This is a genomic window from Nocardiopsis sp. CNZ308, assembly GCF_004217075.1.
The window spans coordinates 2,615,327-2,637,064 of the sequence record NZ_SHKJ01000001.1; the positions used below are offsets into that span (position 1 = coordinate 2,615,327).

The window sequence follows — 21,738 nt, forward strand, 5'->3', positions numbered from 1 at the left end:
ACCCGTGGGGTGGCGCCCATAGGTTACTCGGAAGTAACATGAGCGCCATGGCACACATGAACCCCGAGGCGGCGGAGGCGGTCAAGGCCGGTTTCCTGGCCGCGGTCCCCTTCGTCCGGACCCTCGGCCTGACCTTCACCGAGCTGGACCACGGACACGCCGTCATGCGCCTGCCCGACAACGCCGACCACCACAACCACGTCGGCGGCCCCCACGCGGGCGCCATGTTCACCCTGGCCGAGTCCGCCTCCGGCGCCATCATCATCGGCACCTTCGGCGACCAGCTCGACCGCGCCGTACCCCTGCCGACCACCTCCACGATCGACTTCCTGAAGATCGCGACGGGCGACCTGACCGCCGAGGCCGTCCTGGGGCGTCCGCGCGAGGAGATCATCGCCGAGCTGGACGAGGGCAGGCGCCCCGAGTTCCCCATCGACGTCGAGCTGCGCACCGAGGACGGCACCGTCACCGGCCGCATGAGCATCATCTGGACCCTGCGCCCCAACCGCAAGTAGAGCCACTGGAGCCCACGACCGTCACGTTCCCGGCCGGGCCTGCTCGCGCTCAGCGCCCGGCCGGAACTCCCGCCGGTGTCGGCCCCGTCCCGCCCTCCGGCCCCCGCCCTCCGCGGGCCGTGCCCGGTCAGCGCTTCGCACCGCCTTCTCCCAGGTCGGACCGCACCCGCGGTCGCGTCCGAAGGGGGCGAATGTCGTCACCACTGGGTACGTTGTCGGCAACGACAGCGCTACGAGGAGGCCTCACCGTGAAACTTCGTGTGGACCGCGACGCGTTCGCCGAGGCGGTCGCCTGGACGGCCCGGGCCCTCCCCACGCGGCCCGCCGTCCCGGTGCTCTCGGGTATCCGTATGGAGCTCTCCCCGGACGGCGCCTCCCTGCACCTGTCGGGGTTCGACTACGAGGTCTCCACCTGCGCCTCGGTGGACGTCCTCTCCGAGGAGCCCGGCGCCGCCCTCGTCCCCGGCCGCCTCCTGGCTGAGATCGTGCGCAACCTGCCCTCCGGTTCGGTGCACATCGACAGCGACGGCCCCAAGCTGCGCATCGTCGGCGGCGCGGCGCGCTTCACCCTCATCACCATGCCGTTGGAGGACTACCCCACCCTGCCCGGCATGCCCGGCCGCATCGGCTCCGTCGCCGCGGACGCCTTCGCGGCGGCCGTGCGCCAGGTGGCCCCGGCGGCCAGCCGCGACGACACCCTGCCCATGCTCACCGGCGCCTACCTCGACTTCAGCGGCGACACCCTGAGCCTGGTCGCCACCGACCGCTACCGCATCGCCGTGCGCGAACTGTGGTGGAGCCCCGAGGACCAGGGCCTGGACGCGGCCGCCCTGGTGCCCGCGCGCACGCTGAGCGACACCGTGCGCGGTCTGCTCACCAAGTCCAACGTGGACATCGCCCTGTCCACGGCCAGCGGCGGCGAGGGCGTCAGCCTCTCCCCGGGCGAGGGCATGATCGGCTTCGAGAACGGCGAGCGCCGCACCACCACCCGGCTGATCGACAGCGAGTTCGTCAAGTACGCCGCCTGGTTCCCCAAGGAGTTCTCCGCGCGCGCCGAGGTGGCCGTGGCGCCCCTGGCGGAGGCGGTCAAGCGCGTGGCGCTGGTCGCCGACCGCAACACCCCGCTGCGGCTGGCCTTCTCCGAGGGCGAGGTCGTGCTGGAGGCGGGGTCGGGAGAGGACGCCCAGGCCGTGGAGGCGATCGAGGTCGGCTACGAGGGCGAGCCCCTGCGGCTGGCCTTCCGTCCCGACTACCTCATGGACGGGCTGGCGGGCGTGGAGACCGACACCGCCTACCTCAACTTCACCGAGCCGACCAAACCCGCAGTGTTCACCGACGTGCCGGTCAAGGAGGGGGAGAACCCCTCCTTCCGTTACCTGGTTCAGCCTTTGCGGGTGTCCTGATAAGAGGTTATGGACCCATTCTCAACCGGGCCGCCACCTTATCCACAGAGTTATCCACAGGATGCCGTTCTTCCTGTGGATAACCCCGGGTAATCGCCCCCAGGAACACCTGAACCGCCCCGATTGAACTCTCGCATTCTCCCTCTGACATGCGAGAACAACAATCGGGGCGGTTCTGTGCACAGCCTGTGGACAACTTCGCGGAGAGGGGCCTACTCGCCCTCGTTCAGCACGGACGAACCACCGCTTCCCACCGGTGTGTCCAGCCCCAGTTCGGCCTGGCGCCCCCGCCGGTAGCCCGCCCGGTACCCCGCGGCGCTGTGCGTGCGCTCGGGCCGGTGCTTGCGCAACTGCGGGAACTGCTTCTGGAACTCCTCGCTCACCCGGTGCACGTCGTTGAGCAGCACCAGCTCCGCGCCGCGGGAGGCGTCCACGCTCTCCCCCGGCCCGCCCGAGCCGCCCGGCGAGGCCATCTCCTGCAACCGCGCGCGGAACTCGCGGATGCGCTCGGCCACCGCCTGCCCGTAGGCGCGCACGAACGACCGGTAGTAGCGCTTGCGCTCGGTCTCCAGCTCCGAGCGCGTGTAGTTGCGCAGCTCCCGGATGTCGGCCACGTGCGACGAACTCATGAACTTCGCCGAGGCCTCCATCTGCATGGAGATCGACGGCAGCAGCATCCGCAGCGCGTCCAGCGCGCTCACCGTGCCCACGAGGATCATGACGCGTTCGGTGTTCTCGGAGTTGTTGCCCCGTACCGCGGACTGGCAGCCGTAGGCCGCGGAGATGTCGGCCAGCGCGCGCACCCGTGCCTTGCCGTGGCCCCCCACCCCCGAGACGGTGTAGTCCATGCGGCTGATCGCGTCCGGCGCCTCGCCCCTCTCGGCGCGGGCCTCGGCCTCCGCGATCGCGTGGCGGGTCATCAGCTCGGCGGCCTTGGCGGTGAACGCCTGGCTCTCGGCATCAGTAACCGCGGGGTCCTCCGCCATGCGGAGGAGCCCGCGGACCCGCTCGACCATCTTCTGACGAGCAGATTCAGTCATCGGCGCCCGGTTGTCTCCCCTAGGTGAGTATCTGCCTTCCACCATCGGCGGAAGATACCGAGCCTAGGCGTTCTTGTTGCCGACCACCATCGCGATGAGGCCAACGGTGATCCAGATCGCCGCCGCGACGAACAGTCCGCCGAACAGTCCGCCGATGATCGAGCCGGTGAAGATGCTGACGAGGGCGTACCCCGCGCCGCCGATTCCGGCGGGCACGGCCGCGTACCGGAACGGGTAGGTGGCGGCGTAGCGCTTGCCCCGGCGGTCGGCCTTGCGGCTCATCACACCGCCCACGCCGCCGATCAGTGAGAAGAAGACCACCGCCGCGGTCAGACCGGAGGCGATCGCGCCCAGGCCCGAGCCCAGGTTGAGGAGGAAGAAGAGGGCACCGCCGGCGGCACCCCCCAGCACCGAGGTGGTCCAGGGCCAGATCATCGTCGCCGAGGCGACGGGAGTGAATGCGTTACCGCGCTCCAGCGTCATGTCCACTGCTCCAGTCCAATAGCGTGACGACCGCTCTGCACCGGGCCGTCCCCTCCAGCATGCGGGGCCGGAGCCCGGAGCGCATCAGGGATCCGCCCCTGACATTCCCCCGAGACCGCCCTCCGGCACCCCGCCCGGACTCCCGGTCCGGTCCGGGGAGGACGAGTGCGCGGAAGGCCCCCGCGCAGGGTCCAACGCTCAACCGGTCGTAGAAGTGCCCGGAGCGCCGCCGTTCTCCGAGAAGGCCGAGACCAGGTTCGCGTGCAGGTGCGGCCACGCGGCGCGGAACGGCGGCAGCAGCGGGAGCGAGTCGGCGGAGTCCACCGGCACCCAGCGCACCTCCTTGCTCTCGGAGTTGCCCGGCCGGAACGGCGTCAGCCTCGGCAGGCTCGCCATGAACGTGTCGTAGCGCCACACCGTCAGGTCCTCCTCGTGGACGCCCAGGAGGCTGTACCCGTCCAGGTCGCCCTCGACCTCCTCCTCGAACTCGCGCACGGCGGCCTCCAGGGGTGTCTCGTCCCGGTTGCGGGCGCCTCCGGGGATGCCCCAGGTGCCCCCCATGTGGGTCCAGCCCGCACGGTGCTGGAGCAGCACGTGGCCCGCTCCGGCGGCGTCGGTGGCGTACAGCAGCAGTCCGGCCGCGCCGTAGATCCCCCACCTGCGGGTTCCGTCCGGCAGGCTCACCCAGCCGTTTCCGTCGCCCTCCAGCATCACGTCCTCCAACTTCGCGCCCTCCGGGACCGCCGCTGCCGTCCGATCGGCATGCTCACTAGCAACCTATGGCCCGACACCGGGCTCGCGCAGCCCTCCTCCCGGTGTACGTGCCCGGCGCCACAGGGAGTTCCCGGCGGAGGGCGCGCCCACCCGGGACCTCCGGGCCGTTCGGGCGTGTCGGGATCTCCGAGGGGCGCCGGTCCCGGGGGCGTCCTGCACGCGGGTGGGGGAGAAAGAACGCAAGGGGCACGAAGAGCTTCGCAAGGGGACACCCGTCGCGTCCGGGGCGCGGGCCCGCCGGGGGACGGGAACGAGCTTGCCCTCCTGAGTCCGGGGATTTCCCGGATTTCGACGATGAGGGGAACGTTTGGTTTATCCCCGGCGTTTTTCGGAAGGTTGGAGAGGAAACGGAATCCGGCCCCGCGGAGGGCGTTCTCCCCCATTTCGAAGGCGCGCCCCCGGGCGGCGGGCGCGTGGTGCGTGACGGCCGGTGCACACCAGGTGAACGGGCTCTGACCGTCCGCAACCGGCCAACCGCTGGCCCCGGCGGGCTCCGGTGGTCAATGATGGCGCGGCCCCCGAACCGCCGCCGCCACACCGATTTCAGCGCTGAAAGAAGACTGAAAGCGGAGTGGAAGAGGATCTCTCTAGTGTGGAACACGTTCGACGCGTTCGGACCCGCGAGAGGACGGCTCGCGGGTCCGACACAGTGCGACGTTCGTTGGACACATGCCACCCGTGGTGTGCTTTGAGGCGGAACCCGCCACGGGTGGCCAGTCCGCCGGAAGGCGGGGTCCGTTGATGCTTCGTAGACGTAGGGCTACCTTGCGGCTCTACGCGAGTGCCGTGAGAAGAGGAGTCCGAGTGCCGAAGATGCTGACCGTGGACGAGGAGTTCGAGGCGATCGTCGCCGGCGACCTCCGCGAGGTGCGCGCGGACAAGATGCAGCCCTACCAGGAGCCGGACCCCTCGAAGCCGGTTCCGGCCGCGCCGCCCGTCGAGAGCGCGCCCGCCGAGAAGAAGCCCGCCGAGGAGAAGTAACTCCTTTTCCGGGTAGTCCAACGGTCACTCCGAGTACCTGCGTGGAGGGGGGTACTCGGAGCCGTTGGCATGTCCGTATTCCCTATTTCCGGCCAATGGCCCTTGCTAGGGTTGCTGATTGTGGAATTCGGCGTGCTTGGCCCCATTACCGTCTGGTCCGACGGCCGACCCGTTCCGGTCGGCGGTCCGCGCCAGCGCTGTGTGCTGGGCGCGCTGCTGGTGCACCTGGGGCGCGAAGTCACCATCGACCAACTCATCGGTTACCTCTGGAGCGACGATCCGCCCCGTACCGCCCGGTCGGTGATCCAGGTCCAGATATCCCACCTGCGCCGCAGTCTCCCCGGCACCATCGCCACCACCCCCGGCGGGTACACCCTCGACGTCGACGCGGACTCCGTCGACCTGCACCGCTTCCGCAGGCTCCGGGACCGGGCCGCCTCGGCCGAGCCCAAGACCGCTGTCGACATGCTGGAACAGGCGCTGGAGTGCTGGCGCGGAGTCCCCTTCTCCGGTGTCGGCTCCGAGTACCTGGACTACACCGTCGTCGCCCCCCTCCGGGAGGAGCGCTGGTCCTGCGTCGTGGCCTGGGCCACCCACGCCCTGGAACTGGGCAGGCACTCCGATGTGGTCTCCCGGCTGACGTCCCTGGTCAGCGAGGAGCCCTTCAGGGAACGGCTGCACCACCTGCTCATCACCGCCCTGTGGCGCGACAACGAACGGGCCAGGGCGCTCTCCGTCTACGAGGAGTTCCGGGCCAGACTGGCCGACGAGCTGGGTGTCGACCCCGGTCCGGAACTGGTCGCCCTGCACACCCGGATCCTCCAGGAGGACTTCTCGGAGGAGGGACCGCAGGACCTGTCGTCCGGGGAGCCGGGAGCGCGTTTCGTGGTGCGCAACGACCTCCCCCGGGACCTGCCGGACTTCACCGGACGCCAGGAGTCCCTGCGGCGGTTGGACGAGGTGGCCCGTACCGGAGACGACCGCGCCCAGGTCTGCGTCATCACGGGCAGCGGCGGCGAGGGCAAGACGACCACCGCGGTCCGTTTCGGTTATGAGGCGGCCAAGCGCTACCCCGACGGACAGCTGTTCATCGACCTGTACGGGTACACGACCGACAGGGAGCCCCTCGACGCCATGTCCGCGCTCGGCGCCCTGCTCCGCGCGGTCGGCGTCGAGCCCGAGGCCGTGCCCGAGTCCCTCGAAGAGCGCGCGGCGCTGTGGCGGGCCACCCTCATGGGGCGCAGGGTCCTGGTCATCCTCGACAACGCGTTCAGCTACGCCCAGGTCAGCCCGCTCCTCTCCTCCTCTCCGGGGTCGATGACCCTCATCACGACCCGCAACGAACTCTCCGGGCTCAGCGGCGCCCGCTTCCTCTCCCTGGGCGTGTTCGACGAGAGCTCCTCCCTGGAGCTGCTCGGACGCGTCCTGGGAGAGGACCGCGTACGGCGCGAACCCGATCAGGCCCGGGAGATCATCCGGATCTGCGGCGGCCTCCCCCTCGCCCTGCGCGTGGTGGCGGGACGGATGCTCAGCCGCCCCAGGTGGTCGTTCGCGCACGTCGCCCGCCGACTCGGCGAGCAGAACCGGAAGTTCCGCGAACTCCAGGTCGAGGGGCAGAGCGTCGAGGCCGCCATCGACCTGTCCTTCCAGAGCCTCAACCGGGACCAGAGCCGGACCTTCCTCCTGCTGGGCCTGATGATCGGCAGCACGATCGACCTCGGCGGCGCGGCCGCCCTCCTGGACGTGACGGTGGAGGACGCGGACGACATCCTCCAGGAGCTGGTCGGGGTGTGCCTGCTGGAGGAGCCCCAGGGGGACGTGTACCGCCTGCACGACCTCATCGGGGCCTTCTCCCGGGACCGTGCGGCCATGCTCCTGTCCGCCGGGGAGATCGACGCCGCGAAGCTCCGTCTGGCGGAGCAGTACATGGCCACGGCACAGCACGCCGCCGACCTCCTGGGACCGCGCGCGCACGACGACGAGATCGACGTGAGCCGGGGTTACCGCACCGAACTCTCGGGGAGGGAGGACGCCGAGAACTGGTTCACCCTGCATCAGGAGAACCTCGCCGAGACGATCGAGTACTTCGCCTCGCACGGCAACGGCGAGTACGCCTGGCGTATGGCGGACGCGGTGTGGCGTTTCTACGCCCTCCACGGCCAGATGGGCCTGCTGATCAGCTCCCACCAGCGGGCGCTCCAGATCAGCGACAAGCAGGGGAACCGGCGCGGACGCGCGGTGACCCTCATCGGGCTGGGCATCGCCCACTGCCTCTCGGGGCGCTTCGACGAGTCGCTCGCCTTCCTCACCGAGGCCCGGGAACTGCTGACCGCGATCCACGACAGCAGGGGGATCATCCGGGCCCTGGCCAACCTGGGGATGGTCTACGAGCGCGTCGGCCGGCTCGCGGACGCGGCGGAGTCCATCCAGGGCGTGCTGGACTACGCGGTCCAGCTGGGCGACACCCGCCTGGAGGCGTTGCAGTGGGGCAACCTCGCCGTCCTGAAACAGACGCTCGGCGCGTACACGGAGGCTCTCCACTGTGCCCAGCAGTCCATGGAGAAGGCCGTGGGCGAGGGTCAGAAGGTGACCCGGTCCCACGCCAAACGGGTCATGGGGGAGGCCCGCACCGGGCTCGGAGAGCTGGACGCGGCCTTCGCCGACCTGAACGAGGCCCTGGAGCTGTCACACGAGCTGCACCTGGTGGGCAACCAGGTCTACATCCACAACTCCCTGGGGCTGGCCCACCGGGCCGCGGAGCAGTGGGAGCGGGCGATCGAGTCCCACACCACGGCACTGGACCTGGCCGAGCAGCACGGGCGCCGCAGCGGTGACGCCGAGATCCGCCTCGACCTGGGGATGACCTACGCCGCCGCCGGGCGCCACGGCGAGGCCCTGACCGAGCTGGAGAGGGCCCGCGCCATCGCGGTGGAGCGCAGCGAGCGCCACATGGCCGCCCGCGCCGCGCTCGCCCTCGGGCTCCTGCCCGCACCGGTCATGGCCGCGGACCGGGCGCGGGGGTTCCTCAGCGAGGCCGAGGAGGTCTTCGCCGAGTTGGGGCTGGCAGAGGCGGAACAGGCCAGGAAGGCCCTGAAGGACCACCCGCCCGCGTCCCTCGGCTGACGGCCGAGGTCAGTCCCGGCCGACGGCTCCCCCCGCCCCGCGGCGCGGAGCCGCACCGGGCCCCGAACGGCGCCGCGGCGGCCCCAGCCAGCGCGGCCCCAGGGTTCCGCGCCGCATGGTCCACAGGCACAGCGTGGCGGGCAGGACGCGCACCGGCCGGGGGACGTACGGGTACACCGCGCGGGTCGTCCGCACGATCCGGTCGAAGCGGCGCTGGCGCGCCCGCGACCACGGGATCGCGAACCGCCCGCGCAGGTCGGGCGGGAGCAGCCCGCCGGTGAGCAGGAGCTGGACCCGCATCAGCGGGCGCAGGGGCGCGCTCGCCGGGTGGAACAGCTGCCCGGTGATGGCGCGGGCCTCCTCGCCCACGTCCAGCCGGGCCAGGGAGTCCTCCCAGTAGGCGGTGAACTGCTCGGGGGACGCCGGCCACTTCTCCTCGGGCAGGCCCAGGGCGGTGGCGAACGCCGAGGCCTCGCGCAGGTGCAGGGCGCGCTCCTCCTCGCCGAGCTCGCCGAACACCATCGCGTGCAGGCGCGAGGAGCTCTGGAACAGGGTGGCGGCCACCCACAGCAGGAGGTCGTCGTCCAGGGCCCGGTACCCGGGGCCGTTCACCTTGCGGTGCAGTGCCCGCACGATGGCGTGCAGGCGCTTCTTCTCCTCCTCGGTGCCGTAGACCGTGCCGTACACGAAGTAGAGGGTGCCGAGCAGCCGGTCGAACGGCCGGGAGGAGAAGTCGCTGTGGTCGTGCACCCCGCGGGCGACGCTGGGGTGGGCGATCTGGAGCAGGACGGCGTACCCCGCGCCGCCGAGGACGCAGGCCTCCGCGCTGATCCGTCGCAGAGGTGATCGGTCGGACGGTCTGCCCATGCCTGGGATCGTACGGCACCCGCCCGCGCGGGCGGGAGGGCCGCGCCCTCGCGGGCGTGCCCGCGGTGGCGGGGCGGGTCGGGCGTGTGCGGGGCCCGAGGAGGGGCGGGAGGGGACCCGTCCCCGGGATGAGCCCCACCCGTCCGAGCCGCGACGGTCACGGGGCTCGGGCGGAGGCGTCTTCTGCCGGCTGGGACGTGGCTCACGGCCCCAGGGCGCGGAACACCTCCGGCCGGGTCAGCGCGTCGGTGTTGTCCGCGAACTGGTCGACCGCGCCCACCGGCGGCCGTGCGGCCAGTTCGGGGTCGGTGACCCCCGCCAGCAGGGCACGGGCGAACCGGGCCGCGTCCAGCACCGGCCAGGGGCGCTCGTGGAACGGACGGGGCCGGGTGTCCGGGGCGGCGGCGAGGCCGGTCCGGTTCTGCCGCTCGGCCACCAGGGAGGACGCCTCGGCCAGGGCCGCGGCGTCCGCGTCCAGCGCCCGCGCCAGGAGCGGGGTCAGCTCCGCCGCGCCGGGCAGACGGGCGAAGGCGCTTCCCAGCCACTTGGAGTAGGGCGGGTAGCGGCGCTCCAGCAGCAGCGCCAGGCGCATGAGGTCGCGGACCACCCGGGCCGCGACCACCCGCGCGCCCAGGCTGTTGCCCACCTCCGCGCAGCGGCCGACGAACGCCTCCTCCTGGGACACGCGCTGCCACTGGCAGGCCAGCACGTACCGCCACACGTCGTCCGGGTACCAGGCCAGGCGCGCCCTGGCCCGTGTGAGCGCGCCGACGCCGTCGTGGAAGACGGCTCCGCCCACCACCTCGGCCAGCCGCTGGGTGGGTGTGGCGAGCCAGTCGGCGGTCCCCACCCCCTCACCCGGGTCGAAGCCGAGCAGGCCCCGCAGCCAGTCGCCGGATCCGCTGACCTCCACCCGGTGGCGGCCGTCGGGCGCGTCGGCGTCGGGCCGCCAGGTCTGGGGAGGGCCGTCGGTGGGGCCGAACCGGACCGGCCAGCCGCGCACCCGCTCGGGCAGGCCCTCGGAGAGCACGGCCAGCGCGCGGTCGCGCTCATCGGGTTCGTCCACGAAGACCTGGAGCCGCGGGCCCCAGCCGTGGTCGGTGGAGCGCTCGGTGTCCAGTCCGAGGACCTCGGACCCGGCGCCGAGCAGCGCGGCGGCGTGCGCGATCGGCCCGGGCCCGCGGGCGAGCAGGGGCGCGACCGCGTCCGTGTACAGGGCCCGGGACAGTTCCAGGCCGGGGAGGAAGACCGGGGGCACGTCCGAGAGCCTAGATCGTTGATGGGAAAATGTGTCCTGGTCAGTGGTCGTAAGCGATCAACGACCGCTTGACCGGGGCACCCACCAGCCAGTTGTGCCAGATCGCCGCGTTCAGCGCCAGAACCCGCTGGCACACCCGGGCCCAGAGCCCCTCGCTGGTACGGGCGTTGTGACGCTCCAGCCCGAGCTGGTTCTTCAACGTCCAGATGATCGCCTCCACCCGCTGACGCAACCAGGCCGGGAACACCCCGGTATCGGCCTCGTCCCTGCGCGCCGGGCGCACGAGCACATGCCCCAGGTCCGCCGCGGCCTTTTCGATACCGGCCCCGGCGAAACCCTTGTCGCACACGATCGGGCACGGCCCCTGCGCGCACCGCTGGACGTGGAGCAGGTGCAGGGCCTGCTTGCGCTCGTCCAGCTCCTTGGGGTTGGCCAAAGAGAAGGAGACCACCGCCCCGTCGGTGGTGGTGATGAGCATCAGCTTGGACCCCCAGTAGAACCGGTGGTGGGAGGCGTCGCGCCCGTAGCCGCACATCTCGCCCAGGTTCGAGCGGTCCACGGTGGTGCGCGAGGCCCCGCACGGCACGGGGGTGCCGTCCATCAGCCGCAGTTTCTCGTGCCAGGTGGGGGTGTGGCGGGCCAGCCAGCCCGCGGCGGTGAACAGCAGCGGGGCCAGGTGGGTCAGGCGCCGGTTGTACTCGGACTGGTGCGGTAGGCGGCCGAAGAGGTGACCGATCCGGGTTGGTGCCAGACGCAGCCAGCGGCGCTCGTCGTCACAGCGCAGCAGTACCTGGGCGGTGGCGACGCAGATGAGTTCGGCGTCGGTGAGCAGGGGTGGGCGGCCCGGGCCGGTGCGTGAGTTGGCCGAAGGGATCACGTCATCGTCCAGATGGACGTAGAGTGCTGTCAGAAGGGCGTCAAGGTTGGTCGTCACACACCGATCCTCGACGCCCTTCGTCATGGGCGCAGGCGTTTCAGGAATTTCCCATCAACGATCTAGGGCCCGGCCTCCGCACGCGGCCACGCGTTTTCCGGCGCGGGGACCCGCCGCCGGGCCGCGCCGGAGCAGGGGTAAGGAAGATCTATCCATCTGGTTAGGTCCGGTCCAGGAGCGGGTCGAAGGGCCGATGGTCCACAACGTTTTACGTCAGACCAGGGAACGCTACTGTAAGGTGTCTTTCCAGTTCGCGGCGCAAATGACGGAGGAAGTGCCGTCAGTACCAGTGCGGGAATGCGTTCGCCCGGTCGAGCCGTCGGCGCGGTGGTACGCCGTCCCCCCGCGCAACAGGGGTATTGACGTGTAGTGACAGGGTCTTTACGGTCTACCGACAACAGGTGGAAGGAAATTCCGGGGACGCCCGGAATGGCCGGGACAACGCTGTCCGGTGTCCGCGGGGGAAATATCCGAGCCCCCACGGGCGCACTCCACTTCCTGGGCCGGAAAACGGTCCGGGTCACCCCGCTACGAATCCCCCGCACCGTGCCGCGAGGCCGGACGGGATCGTGACCCGAAGAGAAGGGCCCCGTTCAATGAAGACCCTCAGAAGGATCCGCTCCGCCTCAGCCGTCGCCGCGGCCACCGCTCTGATCTTCACCCTCATGCCCGCCAGTGCGGCCAGCGCGCACGGCTACGTCTCGGCGCCCATGAGCCGCCAGGCGCAGTGCGCCGCGGGCATGGTCCAGTGCGGCGGCATCCAGTGGGAGCCGCAGAGCGTGGAGGGCCCCAAGGGCCTGATGAGCTGTTCCGGCGGCAACTCCCGGTTCTCCGAGCTCGACGACGACAACCACGGCTGGCACGTCACCCAGGTCGGCACCTCGGTGAACTTCACCTGGACCCTGACCGTCACGCACGCCACCGCCAACTGGGAGTACTTCATCGGCGGACACCGCGTCGCCAACTTCGACGACGGCGGGGCGCGGCCGAACTCGACCGTCCAGCACAACGTGGACCTGTCCGGCTACAACGGCCGCCACACGATCCTGGCCCGCTGGAACGTCGCCGACACCGGCAACGCCTTCTACGCCTGCGTGGACGTGAACATCCGCTAGGCAGACCCGACGCTTCCCCCGGCCCGGTTCCCCGCACCCGGGCCGGGGCCGCGGCGCTCCCGGCCCACGAGGCCCCTGTCCGCCCCCGGACACGACGAAGGCCGGTCCCGTAGGACCGGCCTTCGTGCTGGTCGGGGTGGGCCCCGCCCCACCTCCGGAACGGGGCCCACCCGTAGTGCTCCGCCGTGGTCCGCGGCCGTAGGTTCGGGCGAGCCCGGATCACCGACGACCCGGCCGGAGACGAGGAGACCCGAGTGACCGCGTCCGACCCCTCTGCCCGACACCGTCCGCGCGGACCGTGGCGGTGGGCGATCACGGCACTGACCGCCGTCCTCGTCACCGTCGGCGCGGCCGCCGTCGCTCCGCGCCCCTACGAGCTCGGCGCGGAGTCCGACGGGGACACGGAGCTGGTCGAGCGCGTGCGCGGGGGGATCACCGACACCACGGGGTACCACGGCCTGTCGGTCGCGCTCGTGGAGACGGACGGAGACGGGGGACTCCGCGTGCGCACGGCGGGGCTGGGCAGCACCGGGGCCAACCGGGAACCGGTGGGGGAACACACCCGGTTCGGCTCCGCGTCGGTCGCCAAGGTGCTGCCCGGCATGCTGCTCGCCGACATGGTGGACCGCGGTGAACTCGCTCCGCACGCCCGGGTCGGCGATCTCCTGGAAAGCGTCGACTTCGCCGATCCCGTACTCGCCGACGTCACGGTGGAGGAGCTGGCGACGCACACCGCGGGCCTCTCCAGGGAGGAGACCAGCCTGCTCCAGACGTTGTGGCAGTTCGCGGCCAAACGCCACCCGGACCCGCCCGGCTCGGTCGAGGAGTTCCTGCGGACCGTGGCGGAGGACGTGCGGGTCGATCCCGCGCTGCGAGGCGGCAACCACTACTCCAACACCGGGATCGACCTGCTCGGGCACGCCCTGGCGGCGCACGCCGGGACCAGTTACGCCCAGCTCGTCCGGGAACGGATCCTCGACCCGTTGGGGATGGAGGACAGCGCGATCCGGACCACCGGTGACGGCGCCCCCTTCGAGGTGCACAACGCCGATCTCGGGCGACCCCTCGTCCCGGAGGGCTCGGAGGCCTCCGGTCCGTCGGGAGGGCTGGTCACGACCGCGGGCGACCTCGGACTGCTCCTGGCGTCGGTGATGGAGGGCACCGCCCCGGGGGCCGCGGCCGTGCGTCCCGTGGCGCCGGGGGACGTCGAGCGCCGCGAACAGGGCCTCGGCTGGTACGTGGAGACGCTGGGAGGGGTGCCGATCACCGGCCACGGCGGCAACGCCACGACCAACGGCCACACGGCGTGGATCGGCTACACCGGTGACCGGGGAGCCGTGGTCCTGTCCAACACGCACCGGTTCAGCGAGGACATCGGCATCCGCCTGCTCGGCGTCGACGAACCGAGCCCCGACAACGCGGCGGGCGAGAGGATCTACGCGACCGCGACGGTCCTGCTCGCTCTCACCCCCGGTCTCCTCGCCCTGGGGTTCGCCTCACGGCGGCGCCCCGGCCGCTGGTGGCGCCGTCCCACCGACCGCCTGGGACTGGTGTCCCACTGGGTCGGCGGCGCCGCGGCGCTCACGTACGCGTTCCTCGCCGGATTCTGGCATCTGGTGACCCCGTGGGCGTGGGTCGCGGGTGTGCTCCTCCTGGCCGCCGCCGTCCTGGTGGGGGCGTACCGGTGGCCACTACTCCCGACCGCGAGGGGCGCACGGCCGTGGGTCCGGTGGTCGCTGGCGGCTCCCGTCGCCGCGGGGAGCGCGGTCCTCCTGCTCCTGCTGGCCTCGGTCTAGCGGAGGCCGGGGCGGCGGTCGGCCCGGCCGGGACGTGGGGACCGGAGGGCCGAAGGCGCTCGCCGCGCGAACCGGGCGGGTAGCTTCCGACGCACCGGTGACGCACGGAAGCCGACAAGCCGACGGTTCCGGCCGTGCGCTCCGAGGGTGCGGAGCGGCAGGGGGAAGCCCCGGACCCGCGAAAACGAAGAACGGGTGCCCACCTGTGTGGACACCCGTTCCTTTGTCGGGGTGGCGGGATTTGAACCCACGACCTCTTCGTCCCGAACGAAGCGCGCTGCCAAGCTGCGCTACACCCCGAAGCAACGTCCACAAGTCTAGCGGACGCCCGGGAGTGCTCGCGCACGGTTTCCGGCCGGAGCGCCGAGGAGGGTCAGGAGGAGGCCACGAGGTCCAGCAGGGAGGCCTCCGGGCGGCAGCAGAACCGCACCGGGGCGTACGGGGAGGTGCCCAGGCCGCCGGACACGTGCAGCCACGCGTCCCCGTACTCGTGCAGGCCCCAGGCCCGCCTGCGGTCGATCCCGCAGTTGGTGACCAGGGTCCCGTAGAACGGCAGGCACAGCTGGCCGCCGTGCGTGTGCCCGGCCAGGAGCAGCTGGTAGCCGTCGGCCGCGAACCGGTCCAGGTTGGACGGCTCCGGCGAGTGCAGCACGCCCAGGCGCAGGTCCGCCGACGGGTCGGCCGGTCCGGCGACCTCGTCGTACCTGTCCAGCTTGATGTGCGAGTCGTGCACCCCGGCCAGCGCGACGTCGAGTCCGCCCGCCTTCAGCCCGCCCCTGCGGTTGTTCAGGTCCAGCCACCCGGACGCGGACATGGCCTCGCCCAGCTCGCGCCAGGGCAGGTCCGGCGTTCGGCGCTTGTTGTAGTCGTTCTTGCTGGTCCGCCACAGGTAGCGGGCCGGGTTCTTCGGCTGCGGCGAGAACAGGTCGTTGGACCCGTACACGAACGCGCCCGGCCGGTCCAGCAGGGGCCCCAGGGCCTTCGTGAACGGCCCCACCGCGTCCGGGTGCGCCAGAGAGTCGCCCGTGTTGACCACGAGGTCCGGCTCGTGGGCCTCCAGCCCCCGGATCCACTCGATGAGCATCTTCCGGTCGGGTGTCAGGTGCGCGTCGGACAGGTGCAGGATCCGCAGCCGCGGGCTGCCCGGGGGCAGCAGGGACAGCTCGTAGCGGCGCAGCCGGAACCAGTTGCGCTCGATGACCGAGGCGTAGACCAGTCCCGCCGCTCCGACGGCGCCCGTGATCGCGGCCGCGCGCCCCACCCGGCGCAGGATTCGTCTGTTGTCGGCGCCCATCGCCCTCCTTCGTCGTCACAGAGATCGTCGCAGATCCACGGAGCACGCGTGCGCGAATGCCCCGTCGCGGGCCGCCTGAGCGGTGTGAGCCGCGTCCGGGCGGCGTCGGCGCGCGCAAACCGTTGGTGGCCCCGGCGCGCCCCGCCGTAGGATCGGCTCATGTCCGAACTCAAAGCCCGCCTCAAGAACGACCTGACCACCGCCATCAAGGCGCGCGACAAGGTGCGTACCGGCACCCTGCGCATGGTCCTGGCCGCCATCTCCACCGAGGAGGCCGCCGGCAGCACCTCGCGCTCCCTCGGCGACGACGAGATCACCCGTCTGCTCACCCGGGAGGCCAAGAAGCGCCGCGAGGCCGCCGAGGCGTTCGACAAGGGCGACCGGCCCGAGCAGGCCGCGGCCGAGCGGGCCGAGAGCGAGGTCATCTCCGACTACCTGCCCAAGCAGCTCACCGACGAGGAGCTGTCGTCGCTGGTGGCCGAGGCCGTCACCGAGACCGGCGCCGAGGGCCCCCGCGCCATGGGCCAGGTCATGAAGGTCGTCAACCCCAAGATCGCCGGCCGGGCCGAGGGCGCCCGCGTGGCCGCCGAGGTCAAGCGCCAGCTCGCCGGATGACCTGACCCGGCCCGGCTGTGCCCCACCCGGCAACGGCGGGGAACGCGAAGGGGCGGCGGTGTACGCACCGCCGCCCCTCTCACGTGTCGGGCCTCAGTCGTCCTCCCGGCCGGGGGAGTTCGACGCGGGTGCGACCGGGAACCAGTCCTCGTCGTCCTCAGGCCCGCTCGCGGTCCCGCCGCCGCTGCTGAGGAACACGTTGACCGTGGCCCCCTCCGGCAGCCGCGTCCCCGGGTCGGGGTTGACCGCGGCCACGGCGCCCTCGGGCTCGGGGGAGCGGACCCGGGTCGCGGACACGTTCACCGTGTAGCCCGCGGCCTCCAGGACGCTCACCGCCTCCGGCTCGGACCGGCCGATCACGTCCGGCACGCCGCCGTCGTCGCTGGCCGGGCTGGCGTCCTCCTCCGTGCGGGGGGCCGACGTCGAGCCGAACTGCGACGGCGGCGACGGCAGCTGCTCGACGTCCAGGCCCTCGTGGGCGCCGCGCATGGTCGCCTGCCAGATCGGGCCCGGGATCGTCGCCCCGTACACCACCCCGAAGTACCGGTCGCCGATGGTGACGTTGCGCAGCGGGTACTGCTGCGGGCCGCGCGGGTCGCCGACGAAGACCGCACCGGCCATCTGCGGGGTGAACCCGGCGAACCAGGCCGCGGCCGAGCCGTCGGTGGTGCCGGTCTTGCCCGCCGCCGGGCGACCGATGCCGAGGGAGGCCGCGGTGCCGCCGTTGAAGGGCTGCTCCAGCAGGTAGCTGACCCCGTCGGCCACCTCCTCGTCGATCACCCGCTCGCACTCGGGCTCGATCTCGATCGTCTCGTGCGCGTGCTGGTCGATGATCTTGGTGATGGCCTGCGGCTCGCACAGGATCCCGCCCGAGGCGAAGACCGAGTAGGCGTTGGCCACCCGCAGCGGGGAGACCTCCTCGCTGCCCAGGGTGAAGCTGCTGTTGGCCAGCGAGCGCTCGTTCTCGGTGAACAGCGTGCCGTCCGCGCGGCGCAGCCCCAGGTCCTCGGCCATCTCCATCACGTCGCAGATGCCCACCCGCGCCTGGAGCTGGGCGAAGTAGGTGTTGGACGAGGCCCTCGTCCCGGTCATCATGTTGTGCGTGGTGTTGGAGTTGGTGTCGCCGGAGTTGCTGGGAGACCAGGGACTCAGGGAGCCGCCGTTACAGCTGCGCTGCCCGGAGACGGTCACGCTGGCCGGTGAGTTGAACGAGGTGCCGAACGGCATGCCCTCGGCCAGCGCCGCCGCCAGGGTGAACGCCTTGAACGTGGACCCCGCCTGGAAGCCGCTGCTGCCGCCCCGGTCCGCGTCGGTGGCGAAGTTGATGGAGGTCTCGCCGAGCTTGCTCTCGTCGGGGCCGTAGTTGCGGCTCTGCACCATGCCCAGGATGTGGCCGGTGCCCGGCTGGATGACCACCTCGGCGGCCACCTTGCGGGACTCGTTCTCGCGCGGGACCCACTCGTCCACGGCCTCCTGCGCGGACACCTGCGTCTGCGGGTCCAGCGTGGTGTGGATCTGGAGTCCGGCGGTGCGCAGCCAGCGCGCCCGCTCGGTCTCGTTCTGGCCGAAGCGCTCGTCCTTCTCGATCTCCTGGACCACGTAGTCGCAGAAGAACGGCTGGTCGCTGGGCACGCAGCCGTTGGGCGGGGTGGAGACCTCCACCTCCATCGGGACCTGCTTGGCCTCCTCGGCCTCCGCCTCGGTGATCGCGCCGGTGGCCACCATGCGGTCGAGCACGACGTTGCGGCGGTCGGTGGTCTGCTCGGGGAAGAAGCGGGGATTGTAGAGGTAGGGGTAGCGCACCAGGCCCGCGATGGTGGCGGCCTGGTGCAGCTCCAGGTCGCTGGCGGGCACCTGGAAGAAGTGCTGCGCGGCGGACTCGACCCCGTAGGCGCCGTCGCTGAAGTAGGCGATGTTGAGGTAGCCCTCGAGGATCTCGTCCTTGGTCATCCGCTGTTCCAGGGCGACGGCGTAGCGCAGCTCCCGGATCTTGCGGGCGATCGTCGTCTCGGAGGCCTCCTCCAGCTCCTCCTGGGTGGTGGCCGCCTCGATCTGGACGTTCTTGACGTACTGCTGGGTGATGGAGGACGCGCCCTGGGTGTCGCCGCTGAGCGTGCGGAGCGCGGCGCGCAGCGTGCCCGACACGTCCATGCCGCCGTGCTCGTAGAAGTGGGCGTCCTCGATGGCGAGGATCGCGTCGATCATGACCGGCGAGACGTCCTCGATCTCGACGAGTTCGCGGTTCTGGTCGAAGATCTCCGCGATGACGCCGCCCTCGCTGTCATAGATCGTCGATCTCTGAGGAGGCGGCGGAGTCTCCAGATTGCTGGGCATCTCCAGGAAGCCGCTGGCCACGTTGCGCGCCGTGATGCCCAGTCCCCCGACGGCGGGGAGCGCGAGAGCGGCGACGAGGAGTCCAGCGACGACGCCGACGCCGACCAGTTGGCTGATTCTTTGAAGCAATGTCCCCTGACCCACCCCATCAGACTAGGTGACCACGTACGTGCGAAGTGGTCCGATGTGGAACGGATAGTGCGCGAACGCGCGGAAATGACCCGCGTACCGCGGGCTGTGCCCCCATGCCATCTTTTCATGCCTATCGCCGGCCGGGCACTGACCGGTTCGGCGGCGCGGCACGCCCACCCCGTCCGATGCGGAGAGCCACCGGGCCCCCACGCAATGGCCCGAGCGGGCCATATTGGTGGGACGTGAGGGGGGTCCATCAGGTTCTGTTGGCGCGGCGAACGAATCCGTAACTTCTAGGCAACAGGGGTGGGCGTCGACCACCGCACCCCACGCGGCAGCGGGAGCCCACGGTGTTCCCCTCCGGCCGGGGCGCGCGCGTGCCCCGGACACCGGATCCGCTGGCGCGGGGACCGGGTGCGCACAGGGGAGTAGAGGCATGTGGACCGACCAGTGGACGACCAGGGCGCTGTGCCGGCGGGTGGACCCCGACGCGCTGTTCGTCCAGGGCGCGGCGCAGCACCGCGCCAAACTCATCTGCCAGGAGTGCCCGGTACGCACCGACTGCCTGACCGACGCCCTCGACAACCGGGTCGAGTTCGGCGTCTGGGGCGGCATGACCGAACGCGAGCGCCGCGCCCTGCTGCGCAAGCACCCCGGCGTCACCAGCTGGGGTCCGCTCCTGGAGGAGGCCCGCAGGGAGGGTGACGTCGACCTCGCCAGCTACGCGGCCGAGCACGCCGAGCGCACCTCCGCGGCCTGAGCTCTGGCAGGGCACTACTACCGTCCCCGGCCCGCCAGCTCCTCGCCGACGTCGCGCAGCCCCGCCAGGTCGTGCACGTCCTCCGGCAGGGCGGCCACCTCGGCCACGCGCACGCCGCCGTGCTCCGCCAGCAGGGCGTCCCGCAGCCGGACCTCGCGCCCGCGCGTGCGGACCCTCTCCGCGTGCAGCCGCAGAGCCGCCGAGGCCGGCGTCCGCGTGCCCGAGCGCTCCAGAGCCTCCGCCGCGGCGACCGCCTCGCGCGCGTCCAGGGACCCGCCCGCCCCCTCGGGCAGCGGATGCGTCCGGTTGACCACCAACCCGGCCAGCGGCATGGCGTCGGTGGCCAGCCGCTCCACGAAGTAGGCCGCCTCGCGCATCGCGTCCGTGTCCGGCACGGCCACCACCACGAAGGCCGTCCCCGGCGCCTGGAGCAACCGGTAGGTGCGCTCCGCGCGCTTCTGGAAACCGCCGAACACCGTGTCGAACGCGGCTACGAAGGACCGCAGGTCGTCGAGGAGCTGGGCGCCCACGACCTTGCTGACCGCCGAGGTCACCAGGTTGAACCCGGCGCCGATCAGCCGGAAGGCCCCCGTGCTGGCCGGGGCGCTCAGGAAGCGGATCAGCCGCCCGTCCAGGAAGCGGCCGAGCCGCTTGGGCGCGTCCAGGAAGTCCAGCGCGGACCGGCTGGGCGGGGTGTCCACCACGATCAGGTCCCAGTCCCCCGACTGGCGCAGCTGGCCCAGCTTCTCCATGGCCATGTACTCCTGCGTGCCCGAGAAGCTCGTGGAGAGGGTCTGGTAGAAGGGGTTGGCCAGGATCTGCCGGGCCCGCTCGGGGTCCGCGTGCTCCCTGACGACCTCGTCGAAGGTCCGCTTCATGTCGAGCATCATCGCGTGCAGGCTGCCGCCCGACCCCTCCGGCAGCGGGACCGGACGCGGTGTGTCGTCCAACGACTCCAGACCGAGGGACTGGGCCAGCCGCCGGGCCGGGTCCACGGTGATCACCACGGCCCGCCGCCCGCGCTCGGCGGCGCGCAGTCCCAGCGCCGCGGCCGTCGTGGTCTTGCCGACCCCGCCCGCGCCGCAGCACACGATGATGCGCGTACCGGGGTCGTCCACGAGGGCGTCCACGTCCAGGCGTCCGGCCTCCACCGCCGCGCTCACAACCGCACCCCCTGCCCGGCCAGCCGCCGCGCCAGGGAGTCCAGCGCGGCGCGGTCCACACCGCCCTCCAGGAGCGGCAGCTCCAGCAGCGGGCGGTCCAGCGCCTCCAGGTCCGAACGCATCCGGCGCTCCAGCCGCATCCGCAGGGCGTGGGCGCGCAGTTCTCCGGCCAGCGCCGTCGCGAGTTCCCGCGCGTCATCCAGACGCGCCTCCTTCAGACCGGCGGCCAGCGCGTCCAGGTCCGTCTCCCCCTCCGCGGCGGCGGCCAGGTCGGCCTCGTCCAGCAGCGGCCGCCGCACCATGTTCACCAGCACCGCGCCCACGTTGAGCCCCAGCCCGCCGACCTCGGCGATCCCGTCCCGGGTCTCCTGGACGGGCATCTCCTCCAGCAGGGACACGAAGTGCACCCGGGTCTGCCCCGAGCGGATGACCTCCATGACCCGGTCGGCGTGGTTGCGGATCGGCCCCACGCGGGCCAGCCCGGCCACCTCGGAGTTCACGTTGAGGAACTGTGCGATCCGGCCGGTGGGCGGCGCGTCCATCACCACCGCGTCGTAGTGGAAGGGGGCCGTCGGCGCGCTCTCGGCGGACCTGCGGCGGCCGCCCCGGCGGCGCCGCACCGCCTCGGTGGCCTTGCCGGTGAGCAGGACGTCGCGCAGCCCGGGGGCGATGGTGGTGGCGAAGTCCACGGCTCCCAGCCGGTTCAGGGCCTGGCCCGCCCGGCGCATCCCGTAGAACATCTCCAGGTACTCCAGCAGCGCCGCCTCGGCGTCGGCCGCCAGCACGCTCACGCTGCCGCCGCCGGGCGCGGCCATCATCTCCCGCTCCTCGTAGGGCAGCGGCGGACTGCCGAGGAGGGTGGCGACGCCCTGGCGGCCCTCCACCTCGACCAGGAGCACTCTCGCGCCGCCGGAGGCCAGCGCCAGCGCCAGCGCGGCGGCGGCCGTGGTCTTGCCGGTCCCGCCCTTGCCGGTGACGATGTGCAGTCGCGCTCCCGCGCAGGCCTCCCCCGGAGGCTTCGGTCCGTGCTCGCTCTCGCTCACTCCAGGCAGTCTATGCGGGCGTTCCAAGCGGGGTCGGGAGCGGTGCCGCGGTGGGCACGGGAGGGCACGCGGATGAGTAAGGTGGCGGCGTTGACGTGCGGCGCCCCG

18 protein-coding genes and 1 tRNA gene are annotated in these 21,738 nt (G+C 71.9%); 8 read left to right on the forward strand and 11 right to left on the reverse strand.

Annotated features, from left to right (window positions below):
- The first annotated feature begins 56 nt into the window (after positions 1-56).
- The gene (locus EV372_RS11365) at positions 57-515 is read left to right on the forward strand and encodes a hotdog fold domain-containing protein (RefSeq protein ID WP_130398875.1); all 459 of its coding nucleotides are present in this window, start codon (positions 57-59) and stop codon (positions 513-515) included.
- A gap of 260 nt (positions 516-775) precedes the next feature.
- On the forward strand, positions 776-1,918 hold the full coding sequence (gene dnaN, locus EV372_RS11370; protein WP_486484128.1) for a DNA polymerase III subunit beta: 1,143 nt from the start codon (positions 776-778) through the stop codon (positions 1,916-1,918).
- A 212-nt stretch (positions 1,919-2,130) separates the two neighbouring features.
- Here dnaN and EV372_RS11375 read toward each other — a convergent pair whose 3' ends face one another.
- From EV372_RS11375 to EV372_RS11385, 3 genes are all read right to left on the reverse strand, one after another.
- Positions 2,131-2,934, reverse strand: coding sequence for a DUF2786 domain-containing protein (locus tag EV372_RS11375; protein ID WP_094800287.1), 804 nt, complete (start codon positions 2,932-2,934; stop codon positions 2,131-2,133).
- A gap of 87 nt (positions 2,935-3,021) precedes the next feature.
- Positions 3,022-3,441, reverse strand: coding sequence for a hypothetical protein (locus EV372_RS11380; protein WP_130395977.1), 420 nt, complete (start codon positions 3,439-3,441; stop codon positions 3,022-3,024).
- Positions 3,442-3,639: 198 nt separating this feature from the next.
- Entirely contained in the window at positions 3,640-4,152 is a 513-nt protein-coding gene (locus EV372_RS11385) for an NUDIX hydrolase (protein ID WP_130395978.1), read from the reverse strand.
- An 867-nt stretch (positions 4,153-5,019) separates the two neighbouring features.
- Here EV372_RS11385 and EV372_RS29025 point away from each other — a divergent pair.
- Together EV372_RS29025 and EV372_RS11390 are read left to right on the forward strand one after the other, a co-directional pair.
- Positions 5,020-5,196, forward strand: coding sequence for a hypothetical protein (locus tag EV372_RS29025; protein WP_165435980.1), 177 nt, complete (start codon positions 5,020-5,022; stop codon positions 5,194-5,196).
- Between the two features lie 132 nt (positions 5,197-5,328).
- Complete coding sequence (locus EV372_RS11390; RefSeq protein ID WP_486483971.1) at positions 5,329-8,319, forward strand: AfsR/SARP family transcriptional regulator; 2,991 nt, start codon at positions 5,329-5,331, stop codon at positions 8,317-8,319.
- A gap of 9 nt (positions 8,320-8,328) precedes the next feature.
- Here EV372_RS11390 and EV372_RS11395 read toward each other — a convergent pair whose 3' ends face one another.
- The 3 genes from EV372_RS11395 to EV372_RS11405 form a co-directional block, all read right to left on the reverse strand.
- Complete coding sequence (locus tag EV372_RS11395; protein ID WP_130395979.1) at positions 8,329-9,186, reverse strand: oxygenase MpaB family protein; 858 nt, start codon at positions 9,184-9,186, stop codon at positions 8,329-8,331.
- 202 nt (positions 9,187-9,388) lie between these two features.
- Complete coding sequence (locus EV372_RS11400; RefSeq protein WP_130395980.1) at positions 9,389-10,444, reverse strand: DUF4037 domain-containing protein; 1,056 nt, start codon at positions 10,442-10,444, stop codon at positions 9,389-9,391.
- A 40-nt stretch (positions 10,445-10,484) separates the two neighbouring features.
- Complete coding sequence (locus EV372_RS11405; protein ID WP_130395136.1) at positions 10,485-11,378, reverse strand: transposase; 894 nt, start codon at positions 11,376-11,378, stop codon at positions 10,485-10,487.
- Positions 11,379-11,974: 596 nt separating this feature from the next.
- On the opposite strand from EV372_RS11405, the gene EV372_RS11410 reads away from it, so the two are divergent.
- Both EV372_RS11410 and EV372_RS11415 read left to right on the forward strand, forming a co-directional pair.
- On the forward strand, positions 11,975-12,493 hold the full coding sequence (locus EV372_RS11410; protein ID WP_130395981.1) for a lytic polysaccharide monooxygenase auxiliary activity family 9 protein: 519 nt from the start codon (positions 11,975-11,977) through the stop codon (positions 12,491-12,493).
- A 254-nt stretch (positions 12,494-12,747) separates the two neighbouring features.
- Positions 12,748-14,289 carry a serine hydrolase domain-containing protein gene (locus EV372_RS11415; protein ID WP_130395982.1) on the forward strand — a complete coding sequence of 514 codons (1,542 nt, stop codon included), beginning with the start codon at positions 12,748-12,750 and terminating at the stop codon, positions 14,287-14,289.
- 226 nt (positions 14,290-14,515) lie between these two features.
- On the opposite strand, the gene EV372_RS11420 is transcribed toward EV372_RS11415, so the two are convergent.
- Together EV372_RS11420 and EV372_RS11425 are read right to left on the reverse strand one after the other, a co-directional pair.
- Positions 14,516-14,589, reverse strand: a tRNA-Pro gene (locus EV372_RS11420).
- 73 nt (positions 14,590-14,662) lie between these two features.
- Positions 14,663-15,583 carry a metallophosphoesterase gene (locus tag EV372_RS11425; protein ID WP_130395983.1) on the reverse strand — a complete coding sequence of 307 codons (921 nt, stop codon included), beginning with the start codon at positions 15,581-15,583 and terminating at the stop codon, positions 14,663-14,665.
- A gap of 159 nt (positions 15,584-15,742) precedes the next feature.
- Here EV372_RS11425 and EV372_RS11430 point away from each other — a divergent pair, with 159 nt between their 5' ends.
- On the forward strand, positions 15,743-16,198 hold the full coding sequence (locus tag EV372_RS11430; protein ID WP_013156293.1) for a GatB/YqeY domain-containing protein: 456 nt from the start codon (positions 15,743-15,745) through the stop codon (positions 16,196-16,198).
- Positions 16,199-16,291: 93 nt separating this feature from the next.
- Here the strand turns inward: EV372_RS11430 and EV372_RS11435 are convergent, their stop codons facing one another.
- On the reverse strand, positions 16,292-18,661 hold the full coding sequence (locus EV372_RS11435) for a penicillin-binding protein (RefSeq protein ID WP_130398877.1): 2,370 nt from the start codon (positions 18,659-18,661) through the stop codon (positions 16,292-16,294).
- Positions 18,662-19,100: 439 nt separating this feature from the next.
- Between EV372_RS11435 and EV372_RS11440 the strand changes: the two genes are divergently transcribed.
- On the forward strand, positions 19,101-19,424 hold the full coding sequence (locus tag EV372_RS11440; protein WP_019610625.1) for a WhiB family transcriptional regulator: 324 nt from the start codon (positions 19,101-19,103) through the stop codon (positions 19,422-19,424).
- A 17-nt stretch (positions 19,425-19,441) separates the two neighbouring features.
- Here EV372_RS11440 and bagB read toward each other — a convergent pair whose 3' ends face one another.
- Together bagB and bagA are read right to left on the reverse strand one after the other, a co-directional pair.
- Complete coding sequence (gene bagB / locus EV372_RS11445) at positions 19,442-20,587, reverse strand: ArsA family ATPase (protein ID WP_130395984.1); 1,146 nt, start codon at positions 20,585-20,587, stop codon at positions 19,442-19,444.
- Positions 20,584-21,630, reverse strand: coding sequence for an ATPase BagA (bagA, locus tag EV372_RS11450; protein ID WP_130395985.1), 1,047 nt, complete (start codon positions 21,628-21,630; stop codon positions 20,584-20,586). The genes bagB and bagA overlap by 4 nt, the downstream gene beginning before the upstream one ends.
- Positions 21,631-21,738: the final 108 nt, after the last annotated feature.

Bases quoted from the DNA above. Each gene is read 5' to 3' on its own strand.
- EV372_RS11440 (WP_019610625.1), top strand. From the start codon at position 19,101: ATGTGGACCGACCAGTGGACGACCAGGGCGCTGTGCCGGCGGGTGGAC.
- EV372_RS11375 (WP_094800287.1), bottom strand. From the start codon at position 2,934: ATGGTCGAGCGGGTCCGCGGGCTCCTCCGCATGGCGGAGGACCCCGCG.
- EV372_RS11425 (WP_130395983.1), bottom strand. From the start codon at position 15,583: ATGGGCGCCGACAACAGACGAATCCTGCGCCGGGTGGGGCGCGCGGCC.
- EV372_RS11430 (WP_013156293.1), top strand. From the start codon at position 15,743: ATGTCCGAACTCAAAGCCCGCCTCAAGAACGACCTGACCACCGCCATC.
- EV372_RS11380 (WP_130395977.1), bottom strand. From the start codon at position 3,441: ATGACGCTGGAGCGCGGTAACGCATTCACTCCCGTCGCCTCGGCGACG.
- EV372_RS11365 (WP_130398875.1), top strand. From the start codon at position 57: ATGAACCCCGAGGCGGCGGAGGCGGTCAAGGCCGGTTTCCTGGCCGCG.
- EV372_RS11385 (WP_130395978.1), bottom strand. From the start codon at position 4,152: ATGCTGGAGGGCGACGGAAACGGCTGGGTGAGCCTGCCGGACGGAACC.
- EV372_RS11410 (WP_130395981.1), top strand. From the start codon at position 11,975: ATGAAGACCCTCAGAAGGATCCGCTCCGCCTCAGCCGTCGCCGCGGCC.
- EV372_RS11395 (WP_130395979.1), bottom strand. From the start codon at position 9,186: ATGGGCAGACCGTCCGACCGATCACCTCTGCGACGGATCAGCGCGGAG.